General features: G+C 67.8%; 20 protein-coding genes. 8 read left to right on the top strand and 12 right to left on the bottom strand.

Features of this window, described 5'->3' with window-relative positions; genetic code table 11:
* Positions 1-135: 135 nt before the first annotated feature.
* The 5 genes from glyA to ACM26W_RS14650 all read right to left on the bottom strand — a co-directional run bounded on the left by glyA (position 136) and on the right by ACM26W_RS14650 (position 7,502).
* Complete coding sequence (glyA, locus tag ACM26W_RS14630) at positions 136-1,401, bottom strand: serine hydroxymethyltransferase (RefSeq protein WP_416140901.1); 1,266 nt, start codon at positions 1,399-1,401, stop codon at positions 136-138.
* 152 nt (positions 1,402-1,553) lie between these two features.
* A complete protein-coding gene (locus ACM26W_RS14635; protein WP_416137707.1) occupies positions 1,554-2,702 on the bottom strand; it encodes a hypothetical protein in 1,149 nt (382 codons plus the stop codon).
* A gap of 80 nt (positions 2,703-2,782) precedes the next feature.
* On the bottom strand, positions 2,783-4,210 hold the full coding sequence (locus tag ACM26W_RS14640; protein WP_416137708.1) for a polyphosphate kinase: 1,428 nt from the start codon (positions 4,208-4,210) through the stop codon (positions 2,783-2,785).
* Complete coding sequence (locus tag ACM26W_RS14645; protein WP_416137709.1) at positions 4,207-6,789, bottom strand: ABC transporter permease; 2,583 nt, start codon at positions 6,787-6,789, stop codon at positions 4,207-4,209. The genes ACM26W_RS14640 and ACM26W_RS14645 overlap by 4 nt, the downstream gene beginning before the upstream one ends.
* Complete coding sequence (locus ACM26W_RS14650) at positions 6,786-7,502, bottom strand: ABC transporter ATP-binding protein (RefSeq protein ID WP_416137710.1); 717 nt, start codon at positions 7,500-7,502, stop codon at positions 6,786-6,788. Before ACM26W_RS14650 ends, ACM26W_RS14645 begins: the two co-directional genes overlap by 4 nt.
* Between ACM26W_RS14650 and ACM26W_RS14655 the strand changes: the two genes are divergently transcribed.
* From ACM26W_RS14655 to ACM26W_RS14665, 3 genes are read left to right on the top strand one after another with little or no spacing between them, the layout of a single operon-like run.
* Positions 7,501-8,193, top strand: coding sequence for an arylesterase (locus ACM26W_RS14655; protein WP_416137711.1), 693 nt, complete (start codon positions 7,501-7,503; stop codon positions 8,191-8,193). The two genes, ACM26W_RS14650 and ACM26W_RS14655, sit on opposite strands and share 2 nt — an antisense overlap.
* A 42-nt stretch (positions 8,194-8,235) precedes the next feature.
* Positions 8,236-8,499, top strand: coding sequence for a type II toxin-antitoxin system Phd/YefM family antitoxin (locus ACM26W_RS14660; protein WP_416137712.1), 264 nt, complete (start codon positions 8,236-8,238; stop codon positions 8,497-8,499).
* Complete coding sequence (locus ACM26W_RS14665) at positions 8,496-8,843, top strand: type II toxin-antitoxin system RelE/ParE family toxin (protein WP_416137713.1); 348 nt, start codon at positions 8,496-8,498, stop codon at positions 8,841-8,843. The genes ACM26W_RS14660 and ACM26W_RS14665 overlap by 4 nt, the downstream gene beginning before the upstream one ends.
* Here the strand turns inward: ACM26W_RS14665 and ACM26W_RS14670 are convergent.
* A complete protein-coding gene (locus tag ACM26W_RS14670; protein ID WP_416137714.1) occupies positions 8,828-9,724 on the bottom strand; it encodes a DMT family transporter in 897 nt (298 codons plus the stop codon). The genes ACM26W_RS14665 and ACM26W_RS14670 overlap by 16 nt on opposite strands.
* A gap of 106 nt (positions 9,725-9,830) precedes the next feature.
* On the opposite strand from ACM26W_RS14670, the gene ACM26W_RS14675 reads away from it, so the two are divergent.
* The 5 genes from ACM26W_RS14675 (at position 9,831) to ACM26W_RS14695 (ending at position 15,352) form a co-directional block, all read left to right on the top strand.
* The gene (locus tag ACM26W_RS14675) at positions 9,831-11,144 is read left to right on the top strand and encodes an MFS transporter (protein WP_416137715.1); all 1,314 of its coding nucleotides are present in this window, start codon (positions 9,831-9,833) and stop codon (positions 11,142-11,144) included.
* 130 nt (positions 11,145-11,274) lie between these two features.
* Positions 11,275-11,709 carry a PAS domain S-box protein gene (locus tag ACM26W_RS14680; protein ID WP_416137716.1) on the top strand — a complete coding sequence of 145 codons (435 nt, stop codon included), beginning with the start codon at positions 11,275-11,277 and terminating at the stop codon, positions 11,707-11,709.
* Between the two features lie 238 nt (positions 11,710-11,947).
* Positions 11,948-12,148, top strand: a complete 201-nt coding sequence (locus tag ACM26W_RS14685; protein ID WP_416137717.1) for a PA3496 family putative envelope integrity protein — start codon at positions 11,948-11,950, stop codon at positions 12,146-12,148.
* Between the two features lie 74 nt (positions 12,149-12,222).
* Positions 12,223-13,884, top strand: a complete 1,662-nt coding sequence (gene ettA / locus ACM26W_RS14690; RefSeq protein ID WP_416137718.1) for an energy-dependent translational throttle protein EttA — start codon at positions 12,223-12,225, stop codon at positions 13,882-13,884.
* Between the two features lie 127 nt (positions 13,885-14,011).
* Positions 14,012-15,352 carry a DUF2254 domain-containing protein gene (locus ACM26W_RS14695; protein WP_416137719.1) on the top strand — a complete coding sequence of 447 codons (1,341 nt, stop codon included), beginning with the start codon at positions 14,012-14,014 and terminating at the stop codon, positions 15,350-15,352.
* 45 nt (positions 15,353-15,397) lie between these two features.
* On the opposite strand, the gene lpxL is transcribed toward ACM26W_RS14695, so the two are convergent.
* The 6 genes from lpxL to ACM26W_RS14725 all read right to left on the bottom strand — a co-directional run bounded on the left by lpxL (position 15,398) and on the right by ACM26W_RS14725 (position 22,389).
* A complete protein-coding gene (lpxL, locus tag ACM26W_RS14700) occupies positions 15,398-16,312 on the bottom strand; it encodes an LpxL/LpxP family Kdo(2)-lipid IV(A) lauroyl/palmitoleoyl acyltransferase (protein ID WP_416137720.1) in 915 nt (304 codons plus the stop codon).
* Complete coding sequence (gene alr, locus ACM26W_RS14705) at positions 16,309-17,439, bottom strand: alanine racemase (RefSeq protein ID WP_416137721.1); 1,131 nt, start codon at positions 17,437-17,439, stop codon at positions 16,309-16,311. The genes lpxL and alr overlap by 4 nt, the downstream gene beginning before the upstream one ends.
* 148 nt (positions 17,440-17,587) lie before the next feature.
* Positions 17,588-19,030 carry a TolC family outer membrane protein gene (locus tag ACM26W_RS14710; RefSeq protein WP_416137722.1) on the bottom strand — a complete coding sequence of 481 codons (1,443 nt, stop codon included), beginning with the start codon at positions 19,028-19,030 and terminating at the stop codon, positions 17,588-17,590.
* 98 nt (positions 19,031-19,128) lie between these two features.
* Entirely contained in the window at positions 19,129-20,136 is a 1,008-nt protein-coding gene (rpoS, locus tag ACM26W_RS14715) for an RNA polymerase sigma factor RpoS (protein WP_416140902.1), read from the bottom strand.
* 122 nt (positions 20,137-20,258) lie between these two features.
* Entirely contained in the window at positions 20,259-21,422 is a 1,164-nt protein-coding gene (locus tag ACM26W_RS14720; protein WP_416137723.1) for a peptidoglycan DD-metalloendopeptidase family protein, read from the bottom strand.
* Complete coding sequence (locus ACM26W_RS14725) at positions 21,415-22,389, bottom strand: DUF368 domain-containing protein (RefSeq protein WP_416137724.1); 975 nt, start codon at positions 22,387-22,389, stop codon at positions 21,415-21,417. Before ACM26W_RS14725 ends, ACM26W_RS14720 begins: the two co-directional genes overlap by 8 nt.
* Positions 22,390-22,393: the final 4 nt, after the last annotated feature.

A 22,393-nucleotide genomic window follows, 5' to 3' on the forward strand; every position in this document is an offset into this window, starting at 1 on the left:
ACGAAAAATAACAGAATGGGCGATAAAGCGACATATTTCCCTGCCATGGAACGACCGCACCCCGCACCGTTCTCACGGCGCGGGGTGCGGGCTGCCCGGGCGGCAGGAGCCGCCGGGCATCAGCGGTAGCCAGGCTCAGCGGTAGACGGGGAACTTGGCGCAGACGGCCTCGACCTTGCCCTTCACCTCGGCCTCGATGGCGGCGGTGTCGGTACCCTTGGCCATGGCGTCGAGGATATCGCAGATCCAGCCGGCGAGGTCCTGGCACTCGCTCTCGCCGAAGCCGCGGGTGGTCACCGCCGGGGTGCCGATGCGCAGGCCGGAGGTGACGAAAGGGCTCTGGGGATCATTGGGCACGGCGTTCTTGTTGACGGTGATATGGGCGCGGCCCAGGGCGGCGTCCGCGTCCTTGCCTGTCAGGCCCTGCTTGACCAACGAGAGCAGAAAGAGGTGGTCCTCGGTGCCGCCGGAGATCACCTCGAAACCGTGCTCGATGAAGACGGAGGCCATGGTCTGGGCATTCTTCACCACCTGCTGCTGGTAGGTCGTGAACCCGGGTTCCATGGCCTCCTTGAAGCAGATCGCCTTGGCGGCGATGACGTGCTCCAGCGGGCCGCCCTGGCCGCCCGGGAAAACCGCGGACTGCAGCTTCTTCTCGATGTCGGCGTCACCCTCGGCGGAGAGGATCAGGCCGCCGCGGGGGCCGCGCAGGGTCTTGTGGGTGGTGGTAGTGACCACGTGGGCGTGGGGCAGCGGGGTCGGATAGACACCGGCGGCCACCAGGCCGGCCACGTGGGCCATGTCGACCAGCAGGTAGGCGCCCACCTCGTCGGCGATCTCGCGGAACTTGGCCCAGTCGATGATCTGTGAGTAGGCGGAGAAGCCGGCGATGATCATCTTCGGCTGGTGCTCGCGGGCAAGCGAAGCCACTTCCGCGTAGTCGATCAGGCCACCCTCGCCCAGGCCGTACTGCACGGCATGGTAGTGCTTGCCGGAGAAGTTGGGCTTGGCCCCGTGGGTCAGGTGACCGCCGGCATCGAGGCTCATGCCCAGGATGGTGTCGCCCGGCTTGACCAGCGCCTGGAAGACGGCGCCGTTGGCCTGGGAGCCGGAGTGGGGCTGCACGTTGGCATAGCTCGCGCCGAACAGCTCCTTGGCATAGTCGATGGCGAGCTGCTCGACGATATCGACATATTCACAGCCGCCATAGTAGCGCTTGCCGGGATAGCCTTCCGCGTACTTGTTGGTGAGCTGGCTGCCCTGGGCTTCCATCACCCTTGGGCTTGCGTAGTTCTCGGAGGCGATCAGTTCGATGTGCGCTTCCTGGCGCGCGACTTCCTTCTGCATCGCGCTGAACAGGACATCATCGAAACCGGCAATCGTCATGTCGCGGCTGAACATGGGCGGGGGACCTCGCATCAAGGGGGAAAATCCAGGGGCATCATGATACCTCAGCCCCGGAGCGCTTTCATATGAAAGGCCATCATCCCGGGCTGCGGGGGATTCATGGCGCGCCGCCGCTCCCTGGCCGCCGGCTGCTTGTCTCTCCAGCGTCAGCGGGTCTCGACGTGCAGGTCGAGCCGCTCGGGCAGCGCCAGGGGGTCGTCGGCCAGGCCGTCCAGCCGACTCTCGGCGGGCAGGGTAACGGTGAGTTCGAGGGTCTCGGCGCTGCCTTCCATCAGCTCGACCAGACCGGAAAGAAAGGCCTGTACCTGAGGACCGAGCATCATGCCAAAGCCCTGGGCCTGGGTACGCGCCTGCTCCATGTACTGGGCCTCGCTGACGCCTCCCATGGCGGCACCCAGAGTGACCAGGCGAGGGAAGAGGCCACGGTCACCCAGGGTGAGGCGCAGATCGCCGCCGAGCAGGGTAGCGGTCTCCAGCAGGGCCTCGTCGGTGAACAGTTCCGCCGCGTTCACGCCCTCGGGCAGCAGCACCGGCAGCGTCACGGCATGGGCCAGATGCAGGGCATCCACCAGATCGATGTACCCCTCGCTGGCGAGCCGGGTGTGGCCGTCGCGCTCCTCCCACTCGGCGTCGAAGGCGGCATCCAGGCGCAGTTGTCCGCTGCCATCGGTGAGCACATTGCTGATCATGCGCAGCCGAGTGCGCTCATCGGCCGGCGCCTGGTCGATCATTCGCGCCAGGTCGAGCTCCAGGGCCTCGACCCACAGGCCGCCACTGCCGTCCTCGAGGCCGCCATCCAGGCGCAGGCTGGCCAGGGAGGCCACCGGCCCCTCGGAGAGCTCGAGGTTCAGCCCGGAGAGCGCCAGGCTCCCCAGCCACTGCTCGGCCAGGGCGTCCTCGTCGCGCGGCGGCACCGCGCGGCCGGGATCACTCAGCACCACCCGTTCGATGCCCATCACCGCCGGCTCGTCCAGGAAGGCCTCCAGGCGAATGCCTTCCAGGGTGACCTCGTCGGGGCGTTCGTAGTCGCCGCTGACGATGTAGCGCTCCACCGAGAGCCGCTCACCGTCATGGCTCTCGAACCGCAGGTCCTCGGCGGTGACGCGACTGCGCAGCAGCGCCGAGGAGACGTCGCCAATCTCGAGCGTGCCCTCGCCGGCGAAGAAGGCCTGCAGGTCGGCCTCGAGGCGGTCGGTCGGGCCGCGGTCGGTGTCAGCCAGCGCCGGGGTGGCCAGACCAAGGGCGAGACTCAGGGGCAGAGCAGAGAGCGCTGAAGCGCGGGTGGAAGAGAACATGGATCACCTCCTGTGTGATCGAGAAAAAGATGGCCTGATGATAACGCCTGGCTAAGACAGACTAGCTCATGCCGACCGGCTCAGACGGCCGAGGCGAGGCGCGCCTCGAGCCGCTCGTTGACCTGCTCCAGCACCGCCAACCGGGCGCGGCGCTTGTCGTCGCAGGCGATCAGCGACCACTCGGCGCCGGGCGCATGGGTGCGGGCGAACATCTCGTCGATGGCACGCTGGTAGTCGTCCCAGCGATCGCGGTTGCGCCAGTCCTCGTCGGTCAGTTTGTGGCGCTTGTGGGGGGTGGCGGCGCGGTCCTCGAAGCGCTTGAGCTGCTCGTCCTTGTCGATGGCGAGGAACAGCTTGATCAGCACGCCGCCATGGGCCAGCAGCTGCTGCTCGAAGTGGCGGATCTCACCAAAGGCGCGCTGCCACTGTGCGTCGCTGGCCAACTCCTCGACCCGCTCCACCAGCACCCGCCCGTACCAGCTGCGATCGAAGATGGCGATGCGCCCATCGGCGGGCAGGCGACGCCAGAAGCGCCAGCCCCATGGCAGCGCCAGCTCCTCGTCGCTGGGCGCGCCGATGCGGTATACCCGGTACTGGCGGGCATCCAGCGCCGCGGTGACCCGATGGATGCTGCCGCCCTTGCCCGCCGCGTCGTGGCCCTCGAAGGCGATCACCACCGGAATGCGTCGTCGCGCGAGCTCCCGGGCGCTGTTCGCCAGGCGGGCCTGCCCACGGGCCAGGCGCTCGCGGTAGGCGACCTTGTCGAGTCGCTCCCTCACCGCGGCGTCGGCGCGATCCAGCGAGGGAACCCCGGGCGCCTCGTCGGGCAGCGCCCTGAGCGTCGCCTTTGGCGGCTCGGGCGGGTGCTCCATGGCCGCCAGCAGGGCACGACCGACCTGGGTGAGCTGTACACCCGCTGCGCGGTAGGGCAGCCGCTGCCAGGGGGCATGGGGCGCCTCGGTGTCATCGCGCAGGGTCCGGCCGATGGCCTCGATGACGGCATGCTGCCCGTGGCGCTGCCACTCGATGGGCCCCACCTGCCAGGCGCGCGCCGGGTCCTGCTGCAGCTCGGCCAGGTGGCGGCGCTGCTCGCGTCGGCCGATGTCGTTCCACAGCTTGAGCAGCACCACGCCCTCGGCGGCGAGTTCCGCCTCGAAGGCATGGATCTCCGCCAGACGGTCCTGGAAGGCACCGGGAGAGAGCCGGCGCTCGGCACGAGCGAAGAGCACATCACCGTACCAGCCGTGAATGAAGATGCCGACTCGGCCGCGATCGGGCACCCGCCGCCAGTAGCGCCACCAGTAGGGGCGCGACTGCTCCTCGCTGCTCGGGCCCAGGGCGTGCACCTCGGTATGGCGGTTCTCCAGCCAATGGTTGAGGCGGTTGACCACCTCGCCCTTGTGGGTCACCGCATGGCCGGTGAGCAGCAGGATCACCGAGCGCTGCTTCTCTCGGGCCAGGGCGAGCTGGGCATCCAGCAGCCGGTAGCGCAGGGTCTCCGTGTTCATGTCTCCCCCAGCAGGCCGAGGCTCGCCGCCGGGGCCTGGCGGCGCAGGTCCCGGGAGAGCAGATGGCCGATGGCGCCGATCAAGAGGGCCCCGCCCAGCGGCATCGCCAGCCACAGCCACAGGTGCAGCCGCGGCGTCAGGTCGAACCAGGCCAGGTAGATGGCGGCGGTGGCCAGCTCCGCCAGCAGCGCCCCCATCAGGCCGCTGGCCAGGCCGAGGATGGCGAACTCCGCCCCCTGCACCCGGGAGAGCATGCGGTTGCTGGCACCGAATACCCGCAGGAGCCCGCTCTCGTGGGCGCGTACCGGGCGGCTGGCGGTGAGTGCGGCGTAGAGCACGCTGACCCCGGCCAGCAGCACGAAGACCAGCACCAGTTCCACGGCGCGGGTCACCTGGGTGAGCAGGTCGCGCACCTGGGCGAGGATGGCATCCACGTTGAGCAGCGACACCCCGGGGTAGGCGCGCACCAGCTCGCGCAGGGTGGTGGTCTCCCCGGCGTCCAGGTGGAAGGCGGTGATATAGCTGTGACCGAAGCCCTCCAGCACCCCGGGCGGGAAGATCACGAAGAAGTTGGGCCGGAAGCTGTCCCAGTCCAGGTCGCGCAGGCTACTGATCTCGCCGACGATCTCCTCGCCGCCGATGGTGAAGGTCAAGGTGTCGCCGAGCGCCAGCCCGAAGCGCTCCACCAGGCCGTCCTCCACGGAGATCGGCACCCGGGTCACCGCGGGCTCGGCGGCCACCTCGCCCAGCCAACCACCGGGTTCGGCGCCGTTGGGCGCATCGAACCACTGCCCCGCCACCAGGCGGTTGCCCTCCGGCAGGGTCTCGCGCCAAGTCAGGTTGAGCTCGCGGCGCAGGGTGTTGTCGCCGCGAGCATCCGCCGGCACCGCCTCCCGGGGCGGCAGGTCGTTGATGGCGGTAATGCGCCCGCGCACCATCGGGTAGAGGGCGCTGCGCGCATCGGCGGCGTCGCCCAGGGCGGCCTCGAAGCCCTCGCGCTCCTGGGGCTGGATATTGATGGCGAAGTAGTTGGGGGTGTCCTCGGGCAGCTGGGTCTCCCAGGTGGTCAGCAGGTCGCCGCGCACCAGGGCGATCATCGCCATGGCGAAGAAGGTCACCGAGAAGGCCAGCAGCTGACCGAGGCTCGCCGTGCGTCGTCGCGCCAACTGGGCCCCACCCAGGCGCAGCGCCTGGACGAGATCGGCCTCGCCGCCGCGGCGCGGCAGGCGAGCGGCCAGGCGCAGCACGCCGGTGAGCAGCAGCGAGCCGAGCCCCCACAGCACCACCAGCATGACCAGGCCGCCGAGCAGCAGGCCCACGGAGAGGCCGAGATCGCCGGAGTAGAGCCAGAGCAGCGCCCCGAACACGGCGCTGGCCACCGCCACCACCAGCCAGGCAGAGGCCGGCAGCGGGTCGAGTTCGCGGCGCAGCACCTTGAGCGCGCTGACCTTCTTTAGGCGCAGCAGGGTCGGGCCGGCGAAGCCCGCTAACACCGCCAGGGCGGTGAGTACGCCGAGCCACAGCGGCAGCGCCCCGGGGGGCGGCAGTTCCATGGGCAGGAAGGCGGTGAGCAGCGCCAGCAGTCCCGCCTGGCCGGCCAACCCCAGCACCGCCCCCACTGCCGAGGCGGCCAGGGCCAGCCACAGCAACTGCAGGCTGAAGACGCGGATCAGCTCCCGCTGGGTGGCGCCGAAGCAGCGCATCAGCGCCGCGGTGTCCAGGTGGCGATCCACGTAGCGGCGCGTGGCCATGGCCACCGCCACCCCGGCCAGCAGCACGGCGGCCAGCCCCGCCAGGCTCAGGTAGCGCTCGGCACGCTCCAGGGCGTTGCCGAGCTGGGGGCGGTCGCGGCGCACGTCGCGCACCTCCACCCCATCGCGGCGCAGCTGGGCCATCAGCGGCGCCAGTTCGTCGATGATGTCCGGCGGGCCGGCGGCGAGCAGCTCGAACTCCACACGGGAGCCGTCCTGCACCAGATTCGTGGCCGCCAGGTCATCGATGTGCATCATCAGCCGCGGGTTGAAGTTGGCGACCCCCCCGGACTGGTCGGGCTCGCGCTCGACCAGCCCTGCCACGGTCAGCTCCGTCTCGCCCAGGCGTACCCGATCGCCGAGCTCGGCCTCGAGCAGCAGCGCCAGGCGCGGCGCCAGCCACGCCTCCCCCGGGGCCGGGCCCCGCGCCACTACCTCGCTGCCCTCGCCGAGGTCCACGTGGACCCCGCCATAGAGCGGGTAGCGCCGGTCCACCACTTTGAGGCTGGCGGGCTGGAAGGCATCCTGGAAGCTGACCATGGAGACCATGCCCACCTGGTCGGCGAGCACCAGGCCGGCCTCCTCCAGGGTCTGGCGCAGCTCGGCATCGAAGGGCCGCCCCTGCTCCAGCACCAGGTCACCGCCCAGCAGCTGGCTGGCCTGGCGGGTCAGGCCACGGTCCAGGCGGTCGAGGAAGAAGCCGATCATGGTGGAGGCAGCCACCGCCAGGGCGAGCGCCACGAACAGCGCGCGCACGTCGGCGGCGCGCAGGTCGCGGACAAGCCCCCGGGCCGAGAAGCGCGCCAGGCGCAGGGCGGTCAGGCTCATGCGCTCACCTCGTCGAGCTGCAGGGTCTCCAGGCGGCCGTGGTCCAGGCGCAGGCAACGGTCGCAACGCCGGGCCAGGGCGTGGTCGTGGGTGACCAGCACCAGGGTGGTGCCGGCCTCGCGGTTGAGCGTGAAGAGGGTGTCGATGATGCGCTCGCCGGTGTCCGGGTCGAGGTTACCGGTGGGCTCGTCAGCGAACACCAGCTCGGCGCCGGTGACGAAGGCCCGGGCCAGGGCGACCCGCTGCTGTTCGCCGCCGGAGAGCTGCTTGGGCAGGTGGTCGAGCCGCTCGCCCAGGCCCACCCGCTGCAGCCACTCCCGTGCCCGGGCCTCGGTGCCGGGCCGTGGCGAGAGCTCCAGCGGCAGCATCACGTTTTCAAGTGCGGTGAGGGTGGGCAGCAGCTGGAAGTTCTGGAACACGAAGCCGACCCGGCCGTTACGCAGCCGGGCCCGGCCATCCTCGTCCAGCGCCGAGAGCTGCTCGCCGAACATCGAAAGCGACCCGCCGGTGGGCAGGTCGAGCCCTGCCAGCAACCCCAGCAAGGTCGACTTGCCCGCGCCGCTCTGACCGAGGATCGCCACTGTCTCGCCGGGGAACACCGAGAGGGCCAGGTCACTCAGAATGGTGAGCTGCCGGTCGCCGCTCCTGACCTGCTTGGACAGGTGCTCGGCGTGTAGAATCGGTGTCATGTCCATGCGAGAGGTATCGTTCATGCTGAAGGGATTCCCTGAGGTTGCGTTGCGTCGATTCACCGCCTGGCTGCTGGTCCTGCCGCTCACGACAGCCCTGGCGCTAGGCGCCGCCGCGGCCCTGGCCGACGAGCGGCCCACCCTGCTGGTGATGGGCGACAGCCTGAGTGCGGCCTACGGCATCGAGGCCGACGAGGGCTGGGTCAGTCTGCTGGAAGCGCGGCTCGACGGAAAGGCGCGGGTGGTCAACGCCAGCATCAGCGGCGAGACCAGCGCCGGCGGCGCCAGCCGGCTTCCCGAGCTTCTCGGACAGCACGCCCCCGACATTGTTCTGCTCGAGCTCGGCGGCAACGACGGCCTGCGCGGCCTGCCGCCGGGGCAGTTCGAGGCCAACCTGCGCCGCATGATCGAGGCGAGCCAGGAGGCCGAGGCCGAGGTGATGCTGCTGGGCATCGATATCCCGCCCAATTATGGTCAGGCCTATCGCGATGCCTTCACCGGTGTCTTCCACCGCCTGGCAGACGACTTCGACCTGCCGCTGGTGCCCTTCCTGCTGGAGGGGGTGGCGCTGGACCAGACCCTGATGCAGAGCGACGGCATCCACCCCACCGCCGCCGGCCAGCCGATCATTCTGGATAATGTCTGGCCGACGCTGGCAGCCATGCTGGAGGAAAACGGCATGGCCCTGGCCAGCGGCTCGCACACGGACCATTGATGGACTAAAATTGGACCATCCAAGCTCAGCCGGGAAAAGGCCATGCGCACCGAAACCATCAGCTACCTGAAACAGCATGCCGCGACGCTCGATGTCCAGGAACCCCTGGTCATCACCCAGAAGGGCAAGCCCACCTATGTGGTCGAGTCCTACGCCGCCCATGAGCGGCGCGAGCAGGCGATCGCCCTGCTCAAGCTGTTGAGCCTGGGCGAGAAGAGCCGTGACGAAGGCAAGACCATGAGCCCCGACGAGTTCATGGCCCGACTCGAGGCCAGGCACGAGGCACGCCGTGGCGAATCATCATGACCACGCCGCAGCGCGTAGTCTTCGAAACGACGGCTGAGCTCTCCCTGGCCTCCTGCGAGAACTTCCTGCTGGACAAGCTCGAACTCCCGCTGTCCTGTGTCGAGGAGATCTCACGCAATCTCGTCACGACCAGTCTCGAGCGGCTCACGACGCGTCCCGATACCTATCCTGTCTGCCGGCTGGCCCTGGAGCTGGGCATCAGCCACTACCGCGAGCTGCTGATCGACGGCTATCGCATCATCTACCGTGTCTGGAGCGAGCCGCCACAGGTGTCGGTCTACCTCTTCGCCCACCAGCGCCAGGACTTCAAGCAGCTGCTCTTCGAGTATCAGCTGCTTTCCTGAGCGGCCGCCGCCGGGGCCTTCTGCCACTGCTGCAACCCCAGCCCGCCCAGGATCAGCGCGAGGCCGATCAGCGTCGAGGCCAGGATCGGCTCGCCCACCACCAGGTAGAGCAGCAGCAGAGACACCGGCGGCGAAAGAAAGATCAGGTTGGAGACCTTCGCCGTGCGCGATACCCGGTGCACGGCAAGCTGCCAGAGCACGAAGGCGATGCCCATCTCGAAGAGCCCCACGTAGACGCCGGCGGTGAGCCCCGCCCAGCCGTGCCACTGGAAACCTGGCCCCGCCAGCAGCAGCAGGGTAAGCACCGGCAACCCGACGCTGAAGTTCTGCCACTGGGCCACCAGCGGCGGGCGATGATCACGGGCGTTGAGCAGCCAGTAGAGCGCCCAGATCAGCGTCGAGGCCAGCGCCATGGTGACGCCCAGCGGGTCGGCGAAGGCCACGTCGAAGACCGCCCCACGGGTGGCGATCACCCAGACCCCGGCGTAGGCGATCAGCCCGGCCAGCACGTCGATACGGGTCAGCCGTTGGCCGAGCAGCGGCACCGCGAGGAAGGCCATGGCCAGCGCCCAGGTGTAGTTGAGCGCCATGGCCTCCTGGCCGGGCAGGCGATCATAGGCGCCGAACAGCATCAGGTAGTAGGCCACCGGGTTCATCAGCCCCGCCCAGGCGGCGGTGCGCCAGCCGCGGCGCAGCGCCTGGCCGACGAGACCCTGGCGCGCCACCAGCGCGCCGATCAGCGCCCAGGAGACCAGCGAGGCGAGCCACATCAGTTCCAGCGGCGACATGTAGCCCAGCGCCACCTTGAAGGCGGTGGCCACGGTGGACCAGAGCGCCACCGCACCGAGCCCGTAGAGCATCGCCTGGCCGTCGCGGGTCATGGGCACGGCCTACCCCGCGGGGTACCGCAGTGAACACGCATAGGTGACATGTCGGCCTCCCTGTCGCGACAATATGAGCACATCATCCTACCAGCGAGGAGTCCCCATGGCCGCACCCGAGATCAGCCAGTCCCGCCTCTACGAGTGGCTGACCGGCGACGAGGACAGCCGGATGTGCAAGGACATCCCGGACGAGGCCTGCGACGAGCAGCCGCGCAACTTCTTCCTGCACCTGCTGGCCTCGCTGGGCAACAAGCTGGCCGACGAGCTCTCCAGTGCCCGGCTGGTGCTGCCCTGGCTGATGGGGGTGATCGGCGCCCCGCTGTGGATGGTCGGCCTGCTGGTGCCGATCCGCGAGGCTGGCGCCCTGCTGCCCCAGCTGTTCGTGGCCGGCTTCATCCGCCTCAGGCCCGAGCGCAAGTGGGTCTGGGTGGCGGGCGGGCTGCTGCAGGCGGTGACCGCGGCACTGCTCGCCCTGCTGGCGCTGTTCGGCTCCGGCGGCATTGGCGGTGGCCTGGTGCTGGCCGTGCTGGTGGCGCTCGCCCTGGCCCGGGGGCTCTCCTCGGTGGCCACCAAGGACGTGCTGGGCAAGACCATCAGCAAGCAGCGCCGCGGCACCCTGATGGGCTGGAGCGGCAGCGTGGCGGGCGCGGTGACGCTGGCCGCCGGGACGGTGCTGATGCTCTTCGGCGACCGGCCCGGTGAGCTGGCACTGGCGGTGCTGCTGGGGATCGCGGCGCTGGGCTGGGGGCTCAACGCCCTATGTGCGGCGCGCATCACGGAGACCCCCGGCGCCGTGGAGGGCGGCGAGAACGCCTGGGACAGCGTCAAACTGGGCCTGCACCTGCTGCGCGAGGATCGCGGCTTCCTGCACTTCAACCTCTCCCGCGCGCTGCTGCTGGCCAGCGCCCTGGCGCTGCCCTACGTGGCGCTGCTGGGCCAGCAGCAGAGCGGCACGCAACTGGGCGGCCTCGGCGTGCTGATCGTGGTCTCGGGGCTCGCCGGCATGCTGGCGAGTCCGGTATGGGGCAAGCGCGCCGATGCCTCCAGCCGGCGGGTGATGCGTGACGCCGGCGTAGGCGCCACCCTGTGCTGCCTGCTGGCCGCCGCCATCGCCTGGCTGCCGGGCGCCTGGAGCCAGACCGTGTGGCCCTATGCGCTGGTCTATGCCCTGCTGGTGATCGTCCACGCCGGAGTGCGCCTGGGCCGCAAGACCTATATCGTCGACATGGCCGGCAGCGACAAGCGCGCCCTCTACGTGGCACTCTCCAACACCATCACCGGGGTGCTGATGTTGGCGGTGGGCGGCACCGTCGGTGCCCTCGCCCAATGGCTCGGCACCGCGGCGCTGATGGTGGTGCTGGCGCTGATGGCACTCGCCGCCGCGGTCAGCGCCAGCCGCCTGCCGGAGGTGGAGTGAACGCGCCGCGTTGAAATCCCGTGGCCGTCTGGCCATGATGTAACCAGCTGTGAAGTGCCCGCCGCCGTCGCCCCACCCGGGCGACCAGGACAGGCTCCGCGACAGGAACGCCCAGAATGGAACGTCCAGCATGAAACGATCACCCCTGATCAGCCCGGAACTGCTCGAGCGCATTGTCGACGCCTCCGAAGACGGCATCGTGGTCGCCGAACAGGAAGGCGACGAGAACATCCTGATCTATGTGAACAAGGGGTTCGAGCGCCTGACCGGCTACAGCGCCGACGAGATTCTCTACCAGGACTGCCGCTTCCTGCAGAACGAGGATCGCGACCAGGAGGGCCTGGCGGCCATCCGCCAGGCGCTGGCCGAGGGTCGCCCCTGCCGCACCGTGCTGCGCAACTACCGCAAGGACGGCACCCTGTTCTGGAACGAGCTCTCCATCACCCCCGTCCACGACGACGATGACAACCTGACCTACTACCTCGGCGTGCAGAAGGATGTCACCGAGCGCGTCGAGGCCCAGCTGGAGCTGGAGCGCCTCAAGGCCCAACATGGCCTGGAATGAGACGGCCCCGAGTGAGACGGCCTGAGCTGTCCCCCTCCAGGCCACGTCAGTCTGCGAAGAACCGAAAAAAGTTCGCGATGGGGCTTGTGCCTCACGCCGAGTGGCGATATATAGCGCCCAGGCAACCTCGTTGCCTGGGCGCTTCGGATTCCGCGTCGTGACACTACGACGCACAGGGGAAGAGAAGCGATAGCGATCCGTCGACGCCGTGTCGACACTGGCCATGGGAGGACATCGCATGGGCCGTGAACACCTTCTCGAACCGAGCCTCGATGACGAGGTGGACTTTTCCGAAGCGGTGAACGACGAGGACTATACTCGTCCCCGCGCCAGCCGCGCCGATACCCTGCGCGCCCGCCGCCGCGTGGAGGCCCTGCTCGAGGAGCGCCGCCTGCGCAGCGCCATCGAGGATGACTGGGCCATCGACGAAGAGGAATAGGGCCGCGGCTGGCCTTTGGCCGCAGTGGCCACTATCATCGTGGCCACTGAAAATCCTCCAACCGACGGGTTCCCATGGCGCAATACGTCTACACCATGAACCGGGTGGGCAAGGTCGTGCCCCCCAAGAAGCAGATCCTCAAGGATATCTCCCTCTCCTTCTTCCCGGGTGCCAAGATCGGCGTGCTGGGCCTCAACGGCTCCGGCAAGTCGACCCTGCTGCGCATCATGGCCGGGGTCGACACCGAGTTCGAGGGCGAGGCGCGCCCGATGCCGGGCATCAATGTCGGCTACCTGCCCCAGGAGCCGCAGCTCGACGACGACAAGAACGTCCGCGAGACCGTGGAAGAGGCCCTGGGGGCCATCAAGGAGGCCCAGGAGAAGCTCGACGGCGTCTATGCCGCCTACGCCGAGCCGGACGCCGACTTCGATGCCCTGGCCGCCGAGCAGGGACGCCTGGAGAACATCATCGAGGCCGCCGACGCCCACAACCTGGAGCGCAAGCTCGAGGTGGCCGCCGAGGCCCTGCGCCTGCCGCCCTGGGAGGCTCGCGTCGGCCACCTCTCCGGCGGCGAACGGCGCCGCGTGGCGCTGTGCCGCCTGCTGCTCTCCAGTCCCGACATGCTGCTGCTCGACGAGCCCACCAACCACCTGGACGCCGAGTCCGTGGCCTGGCTGGAGCGCTTCCTGCACGACTACAACGGCACCGTGGTGGCGATCACCCACGACCGCTATTTCCTCGACAACGTGGCGGGCTGGATCCTCGAGCTCGACCGCGGCCAGGGCATCCCCTTCGAGGGCAACTACTCCGGCTGGCTGGAGGCCAAGGAGCAGCGCCTGGCCCGGGAGGCCAAGCAGGAGGCCTCGAAGAACAAGGCCATCAAGCAGGAGCTGGAGTGGGTGCGCAGCAACGCCAAGGGCCGCCAGGCCAAGAGCAAGGCGCGCCTCAACCGCTTCGAGGAGATGCAGTCCGGCGACTTCCAGAAGCGCAACGAGACCAACGAGATCTACATCCCGCCCGGTCCGCGCCTGGGCGACAAGGTCATCGAGTTCCACGGCGTCTCCAAGGCCTTCGATGACAAGCTGCTCTACGAGGAGCTCTCCTTCACCGTGCCCAAGGGCGCCATCATCGGCATCGTCGGCGGCAACGGCGCGGGCAAGTCGACCCTGTTCAAGCTGATCACGGGCAAGGAGCAGCCCGACGCCGGCGAGGTAGTGGTCGGCGATACCGTCGACGTCGCCTACGTGGAGCAGCTGCGTGACGGCCTGGACGACAAGCAGACGGTGTGGGAGGCGGTCTCCGACAGCCAGGACATCCTCAACATCAACGGCTATGAGGTCTCGTCGCGGGCCTATGTCGGCCGCTTCAACTTCAAGGGCAACGACCAGCAGAAGCGCCTGAACGAGCTCTCGGGCGGCGAACGCGGACGCCTGCAGCTGGCCCAGACCCTGAAGCAGGGCGCCAACGTGCTGCTGCTCGATGAGCCCTCCAACGACCTGGACATCGAGACCCTGCGGGCACTGGAGGAGGCCCTGCTGGCCTTCCCCGGCTGCGCCCTGGTGATCTCCCACGATCGCTGGTTCCTCGACCGCATCGCCACGCACATCATGGCGTTCGAAGGCGACTCCCACGTGGAGTTCTTCGAGGGCAACTACGCCGAGTACGAGGCGGACCACAGGAAGCGCGTGGGCGATGACACCCCGCACCGCATGAAGTACAAGCGCATCGACGCCTGATTGCTCGCCGGCCATGCTGATGCCTTAGCCCCGTCTGTTTTCTTTCAGGCGGGGCTTTTGCTTACGGATTGATATCATTCGATGGTGCTTTCCACCCCTGCCCGTATCTCCATGCAAGGATGTCTCGATGATCGTACTGTTCAACACCCCACTGCAGGTCGCCAAGGCGTTTCGCCAGAGCATCGCCTACCTGCCCAGCCTGCTCTCGCTGGCTTACTTCCTGGTGGGGTTGCTGGCGGTGGTGCCGCAGGAAGGCCCCAGTGCGATGCCCGGCTGGCTGGTGTCCGTGCGCTTCGACGACACAGACACCTTGCGCACCCTGCTCTCGACGCTGATCGCCGGCATGATATCGCTGGTGGTGTTCAGCTTCTCGATGGTGATGTCGGTGCTCTCCCAGGCCGGAGGCCAGTTTTCTCACAAGCTAGTCTTCGGACTGGTGACCGAGCGCCACCATCAATGGGTGCTGGGCAACTATCTCGGCACCATCCTGTTCATCCTGATGCTCCTGATGGTGCCGGAAAACGGCGATACGCCCGGCACATGGCGCTCGCTTGCCGCCTATCTGGGCACTGCCATGGTCATCCACTGCCTAGCGTTGTTCGTCTACTTCATTCACAAGACGTCCCAGACGGTACAGGTCAATTCGGTGGTCGCGGGCCTGCATCTGGCAACGAGCCATTCGCTGGCCGAGCTGATACATCGTCAACAGTCGCCACGCTTCACGCGGGTGTCTGCACCGAACCCCTCCGCGGTGTCAAGATCGCAAGCGCTTCACGAGATCCGCTCACGCCGGACAGGATTCATCCAGAACGCCGACTACGCCAAACTCGCCAACCTCGCCACCGGCATCGACGGGGTGATTTACCTGAACTTCTCCCCGGGCGACTTCACCCTGGACGACTTCCCGCTACTGTACATCGACGCCCCCACCGAGCCCGATCACGACTGGGCCGAGGAGGCCCTGGCCCATCTGACCTATGGCGAGGGGGAATCGATTGAGGATATCCACGTTCACGGCCTGACACAGCTGATGGAAATGGCCGTGAAGTCGCTGTCGCCCGGCATCAACGACCCGGGCACCGCCCGTTTGTGCATCAACCAGCTGACCGACCTGCTACGCCTGCGAATGGATTTCGCCCCCTGCAACGCCATGCTGGATGATCAGGAGCAGTTGCGCGTCACCTGGCCGGCGGAAAGCTTCGAGAGCCTGCTCTACCGGGTGCTCACGCCGATTCTCCACTACGGCCGCGATGACGTGACGATCGGCTTGAGTCTGCTCAAGGCCGTAAAGAGCCTCTCGCTGTATGCACAAGACGCGGACAGGCAACTACTGCAGACCTATGCCGACCGCATCATCGCCACCCTAGCCGACGCTGCCATCCACCCGCTGGATCGGGATTTCATCAGCGCCCGATTGAACAGCGGCGAGCATCACCTGACACTTCCCGACCGCCTCGTTTACCGTTAGTTAACGGAAGCACAACTCCACAGCGCCAACCCCCGCCAATAAATGCTAATAGAAGCCCGGCTCTCCCTCGGGACGGGTCTTGAAGCGACGGTGCAACCACAGGTACTGCTCGGGATGCTTGCGGATAGCGCCTTCGATGAAGGCATTGATGCGTGCCGCATCGACCACTTCGTCGCCGCTGGGGAAATCCTCCAGCGGCGGCAGGTACTCCAGGGTATAGGTGCGATTATCCGGGTTGCGGTGGAACATCAGCGGTATCACCGGCGCCCCGGTCATGCGGGCGATCCGGGAGGTCATCTTCACCGTGGCCGCCGGGATGCCGAAGAAGGGGGCGAAGACACTGGCGTCTCGGCCAAAGTCCTGGTCGGGCGAGTACCAGACGCCGTGGCCAGCCTTGATCCGGCGCACCACGCCGCGCAGGTCGTGGCGGTCCAGGACCTTATCGAAATAGGGTGCCCGGGCGCGAGACATGAAGCGATCGAAGAGCGGGTTGTTGTGAGGGCGATAGACCGCATCCGCCGGAAGGTACAGCGAATGCAATGCTCCGCCCAGGTCCAGGGTGGAAAAGTGCACGCCGATGATCAGTGCCCCCTTCCCTTCTGCCCGCACCCTGGCCATGTGCTCCTGGCCCTTGAAGGTAACCCGGTGGCGCAAGTGCTCGGGGTCGCGGCACCAGCCGGTAGCGGTCTCCATAATGCCGATGCCGTTGGCGATAAAGGTCTCGCGCACCAGTCGCGCCTGCTGCTCGTCATCCAGTTCCGGGAAGCAGAGCCGCAGGTTGATCTCGACGATATGCCGGCGGCGCTTGACCAGGCGGTACACCAGCAGGCCAAGGCCGCGACCGAGCCAGAGCTTGAGCCGCCAGGGCAGCCAGGCCGCGACGTACATGGCGCCGATGGCCAGCCAGGTCGGCCAGAAACGGGGATGCGCGAAGGAGTCGGGGTAGGCTTTCCGGCTCATCGGGGGGAAGACCCTCCTTGATCAAGATATCCCCCATGATAGCGTCTCGGCACCCGCGGCAGCACCCCGGTGAGCAGGGTGTAGCTGATGGTGTCGCAGTGGCGGGCCACCTCGTCCACCGAGAGCACCTGACCATTGGCCGCCCGGCCCCACAGCACCACCTCGCTGCCGATATCGGCCTCGGGGATGTCGGTGAGGTCCACGGTGAGCATGTCCATGGAGACCTTGCCGGCGATGGCGGTGCGCCGGCCCGCCACCAGCACCGGGGTACCGTCCTCGGCGTGGCGATCGTAGCCGTCGCCGTAGCCACAGGCCACCACGCCGATCCGTGACGGCCGCGGGGTCTTCCAGCGGCCACCGTAGCCCACCGGCTCGCCAGCGGGCAGCTCGCGCACGGCGATGATCGCCGTGCGCAGGGTCATCACCGGCGCAAGCCGGCGGCTCGCCTCATTGGCGCGCTCCAGCGGGTCGCTGCCGTAGAGCATCACCCCGGGGCGGTTCCAGGCGCCGTGGGCCTCGGCCCGGGCCAGGGTCGCCGGGGAGTTGGCCAGGCACAGGGGGGCGCCGAGCCCTTCGGCCAGGGCCTCGAGCCGTGCCATCTGGCCTGCGAAGTAGACGCTGTCGACCAGGTCAGCGGTGGCGAAGTGGCTCATCAGGTGCAGATCGCAGGCGTGGGCCGGTGCCGCCGCCAGACGCCGCCATACCGCCCGAGCCCGCTCGGGGGAAAAGCCCAGGCGGTGCATGCCGGAGTCCACCTTGAGCCAGACAGGAATGGGCCGCGCCGGCCGATAGGCGAGTAGCGCCTCCAGCTGCCAGTCGCTATGCACCGCCATCCACAGACCCAGCGTCTCGACCTGCTCGAGCTCACTGGCCTCGAAGATGCCCTCGAGCAGCACGATGGGGATCGTGATGCCCGCCTCGCGCAGGGTCACCGCCTCCTCGATGCAGGCCACCGCGAAGGCAGGTGCGATGCTCTCCAGGGCACGAGCGCAAGCCACCGCACCGTGGCCGTAGCCATCGGCCTTGAGCACGGCGACGGCACCGCTCTGGGGCGCGAGAGAGCAGGCGAGACGGTAGTTGTGACGCAGCGCCTCGAGGTCGATATCGGCGATCAGCGGCCGGGCCATGGCAGATCCTGAAGCAATGGAGAGGAAGATTGGCGAGAAAGGCCTGGCATTATCCATGGATAGAGCGGCCATATCATGAAAGAAACCACCAAATTCCTGGTGGCTTCTGGTGGTCAAGCTCGAAAAACGGCCTATTAGCAGTTAATCGTCAGGATGGTGAACGTGGCCGCTCGCCGATATTCATCACCGGGTCATCGTTGCCCGCAGCCGGCAGTTCCAGCGACACCGCGCCCTCGCTGCGCAGCCACGCATTGACGGCCTGGATGGATGCGGCGTCGAGCAGACCCGCCTGCTGCTGCAAGCGCAGCAGGCCGAGCACGTAGTCATAACGCGCCTCGGCGTGGTCGGCGATGGCGTTGAACAGGTTACGCTCGGCGTTAAGCACATCGACGATGTTGCGGGTGCCCACCTCGTAGCCGGAGCGGGTCGCCTCCAGGGCGCTGCGGTTGGAAACGATGGCCTGGGCGCGGGCCTCCACCGTTTCCACGTCGTTGCTCACCCGGGTGAACAGCGACCGCACCTGCTGGATGGTATCTCGGCGCTGGGCCTCGAAGTCATACTGTGAGACCTCCAGGGCGAAACCGCTCTGGCGAATCTGCGCCTGGGTGCTGCCCCCGGTATAGAGCGGCATGCTGGCGCGCAGGCCGAGCTGGCTGCCGGAGTTGTAACCGGAGACGCCGCTGCGGTCATTGTCCGAGACATCGTAGCTGGCGAAGGCCTCGACCCGGGGCAGCTGACCGGCACGGGAGACGTCGAGTTCGCTGCGCGCCACCTCGATGCCCGACTCGGCCATCTTCAGCATGGGGCTGTTGTCCATGGCGAGCGAGACCCAGTCGCCACGGTCAACGGGCTCCGGCGGCACGACGGGGATCTCCTCGGCGAGGACGTCGATGCTCTCGTAGCGCTGACCGGTGAGGCGCTCCAGAGCCTCGAAGCTGACCTGCATGGCGCTCTCGGCGGCGATACGCTGGGCACGGGCCAGGTCGAAGGAGGCCTGGGCCTCGTGAACCTCGGTGATGGCGATCAACCCCACCTCGAAGCGCTCGCGGGCCTGCTCCAGCTGGCGCTCGATGGCGGTCTCCTGGGAGCGCCGCGCCGAGAGGATATCGTGGGCGCGCAGGATCTCGAAGTAGGCCTCGGCCACCTCCAGCAGCAGCTGCTGCTCCGATACCGCCAAGGATAACGCCTCGCGGTCGACCTGGCGTTCGGCCCGGTCGAGCTGGGCGAGCAGCGCCGGGTCGTAGAGCGCCTGGCTGGCCTCCAGGTTCAGCCCGAGGCTGTTGACGTCGCCATCCTCATCGCGCGGCAACTGCCCGGGCTGAATCGTGCCGCCCGACTGGCTCTCGTAGGTGCGGCTGTGGGTCAGGCTGCCGCCGGCGCTGACCTGAGGCAACAGGGTGCCGCGCTGCACGTCGCGCCCCGCCTCCACGACGGAGAAGCCCGAGCGGGCGGCTGCCAGGGTGGCGTCGTTGTCGAGGGCGTCGCGGGCGACGGTCCAGAGGTCGGTGGCCTGAGCGGTGCCTGCCACGGCCAGCCCCACGAGAAGGACCAGCGGCCGGGAAACCAGGCGAGGGGGAGTCGGGCGATGCATCGGCTTGCGGTTCCTTTACGGGGCCAAGCTCTGCACACTGACGCAGCAGCATGCAGAAAAACGGCAAGGGCGACCTAGGAAGGGGTCTACGCAACGACTTAGGCGAAGATCGAATCCAGTGAGAGCCCCTGCTTGTCGAGCACTCGGCGCAACTTCTTGAGCGCCTCGACCTGGATCTGGCGAACCCGCTCACGGGTCAGGCCGATCTCCTCGCCCACCTGCTCCAGGGTCGCCGCTTCGTGACCGCGCAGGCCGAAGCGCCTGACCACCACCTCCATCTGCTTCTCGGTGAGTTCGGAGAGCCACTCGTCGACGTGCTGCTTGATATCGCCGTCGAGCAGCGAGGACTCGGGGCCCAGGTCGTTGTCGTCGGCCAGGGTCTCGATCAGCGGCTTGTCGCTGTCGCCGCCTACCGGATAGTCCACCGAGGAGATGCGCTCGTTGAGACCCATCATCTTCTTGACCGCTTCTACCGGCTTGTCGAGGTGCTCGGCGATCTCCTCGGCGGTGGCCTCGTGATCGAGCTTCTGAGTCAGCTCGCGGGCCGCCCGCAGGTAGATGTTGAGCTCCTTGACCACGTGAATGGGCAAGCGAATGGTGCGGGTCTGGTTCATCAGCGCCCGCTCGATGGTCTGGCGGATCCACCAGGTGGCGTAGGTGGAGAAGCGGAAGCCTCGCTCGGGATCGAACTTCTCCACCGCGCGGATCAGGCCGAGGTTGCCCTCCTCGATCAGGTCGAGCAGCGACAGACCCCGGTTGAGATAGCGCCTGGCGATCTTGACCACCAGGCGCAGGTTGGACTCGATCATCCGAGAACGCCCCGCGGGATCCCCCTTGCGGGCCAGGCGGCCGAAGAAGACCTCCTCTTCGGGCGTCAGCAGCGGCGAAAAGCCGATCTCGTTGAGATAGATCTGCGTGGCATCGAGGCTGTGGTTGCTGTAGCGATCCTCTCGACTCAAGGCCTTCTCGAAGGCTTCCTCATCGTCACGGCGGGTGTCGGTGTCGTCGCTGTCGTCGTCCAGTTCGTCGGAAGCGTCATCCACGACGCCGTCGTCCTTCTCCTCGAGCGTGTCGAGATTCACACCCTGAAGGTCCCGTTCAAGCATGCTCATCAATGGCTACCCCGTAGTTGCGTCCTGGCACCGATGCCTGACAAGAGCATCGGCCCGCCTGATTATTATTGTGTGACACCCCGCAGCTGCGCTGGCCAACGGGGCCATAGGGCGCATCAGCGAGACGGCAGGTAGTTCAGGGGATCCTGCGGCTGGCCGTTCTTGCGCACCTCGAAGTGCAGTCGCACGTCCTCGGCGTCGCTGTCGCCCATGGTCGCGATGACCTCTCCGGCCTCGACCACATCGTTCTCGCGCACTCGCAGGGAATCGTTGTGGGCATAGGCGCTCAGGTATTCGTCGTTATGCTTGAGCAGGATCAGGTTGCCGTAGCCCCGTACCCCGCTGCCCGCGTAGACGACGATCCCCGGACCAGCGGCTCTGACAGGTTGCCCCTTTTGCCCGGCGATATCAATGCCGGCCGTGATGCTTCCACCCTCGCCGAAACGGCCGACGATATCGCCGTCAACGGGCCACCGCCAGCTGACTTCATCGACCGGGGTGTAGCTGCGAGAACTGCGGTCCGGGGCCGGACTGCCGCCGGCCACGACGGTGCCAGCATCCTGCTCGGGCTGTGCTGCGGGCGCGGGCTGGGGTGCCGGCTCCGGCTCCGGCTCCGGCTGGGGGCTAGGTTCCGGCTCGGTCGCCGCCACCTCAGGGGTCGCCTCGCGGGTTTCCGGTTCCGGCTCACGCTCGGCGGTACTGCGCTCGGCCAGGTCACGCGCACTAAGGTCGCCGTCGGCGCCGGGGCTGTCATAGTCATAGACGGGGCCGGGACCCGCGGTGCCGCCGGCGGCTTCCACGGCCCCCTCCATGGCCACCTGGGTCGGGCCGTCCACCTCGTCCAGCGGCTGGGCGGAGAGCCGGCGCCCCTGTTCGGTGGTGCCATCGGGGAGCAGCCATTCCATGCTGCCGGCGTCCTCGCTGGTCGGCTGACCGCCGCCCAAAGGCGTCGCCACCACGCCGGAACCGCTGGCCACGGCAGTGGTGCCCTCATCGCGTGCCGGCGCCTGGCCATCCGGATCCAGCACCAGGCGCTGGCCCGGCTGGATCTGGTAGGGAGGGCCGATGCGGTTGATGCGTGCCAGGTCGCGGTGGTCCATGTTGTGGCGCCAGGCGATGCCGTAGAGGGTATCGCCCCCCTCCACGGTGTACTGGGAGGTCGGTGTGCGCTCGCGGCTCGCGGACAGGTCGCGCACCTGCACCTGCGGCGCCTGCCCCTGCTGGGCGGCACAGCCGGCCATGGCCAGGGTCAGAGCGGAAATCATCATTGCCTTACGCATCGGAAGCATCCTCCTTGTTCGCCCCCTTGGGCGTGCTCGCGGCGGCCGGCCGTCGGCTGGTGCGATCCAGCAGCAGCACCAGGGCCAGACCGGCCAGCATCAGCGCGACCACCGCCGGCAGCTGAGCCGGTTCGCCGGTGAGCAGGGCGAAGTCGCCCGGGGTGAGATAGCGATAGTCCAGTGGGATCATCTGCCCCTCGGGGCCGAGCTGATAGCGTACCAGTTCGCGCCACGGCCAGAGTAACGGCAGCGATCCCACGATGAAGCCCACCAACAGTTGCATGGTCGCCGCATGATGGCGGAGCAGCAGCCAGGAAAGCAGGCGAGAGAAGAAGAACAGGCCGATCAGGCAGCCCACCCCGAAGACGGCGATCAGCCCCAGGTCGAAGCTGCGAATACCCTGCATCACGGTGCCATAGAGCCCCATGGTCAGCAGCAGGAAGCTGCCGGAGACCCCAGGTAGCAGCAGCGCGCTGATGGCGATGGCGCCGCCCACTACCAGTATCAACTGTGGGCTGCCGATCATCAGGATCAGCGGCATCAGAGAAGGCAGGAAGTGCGCCAGCAGCAGCCCCCCCACCAGCGGCAGCAGGTGCCACCATTTCCAGTCGGCAGGTTGGCGCCCCACCACCAGGACCGAGGCCACCACCAGGCCGAAGAAGAAGCCATTGAGCAGCAGCGGGTGATCGTCCATCAGCCACACCACCAGATGGGCCACGCTGATCAGACTGGACGCGATGCCGGCCAACAGCGGCACCACGAAGCCCAGGTTGAGGTGAGCCATCAGCATCGGCATCCCGCCGCGGCGCCAGGCCACGAAGGCGCTGGGCCCGAACTGCTTGATGGTGTGGATCAGCTCCTCGTAGATACCGGTGACGAAGGCGATGGTACCGCCCGAGACACCCGGTACCGCATCGGCGGCCCCCATGCCGGCGCCCCTGAGAAAGATTCCTGAATAACGCTTCAAGCAC

The sequence above is a fragment of the Halomonas sp. HK25 genome (assembly GCF_047795635.1).
GTDB lineage: Bacteria > Pseudomonadota > Gammaproteobacteria > Pseudomonadales > Halomonadaceae > Halomonas.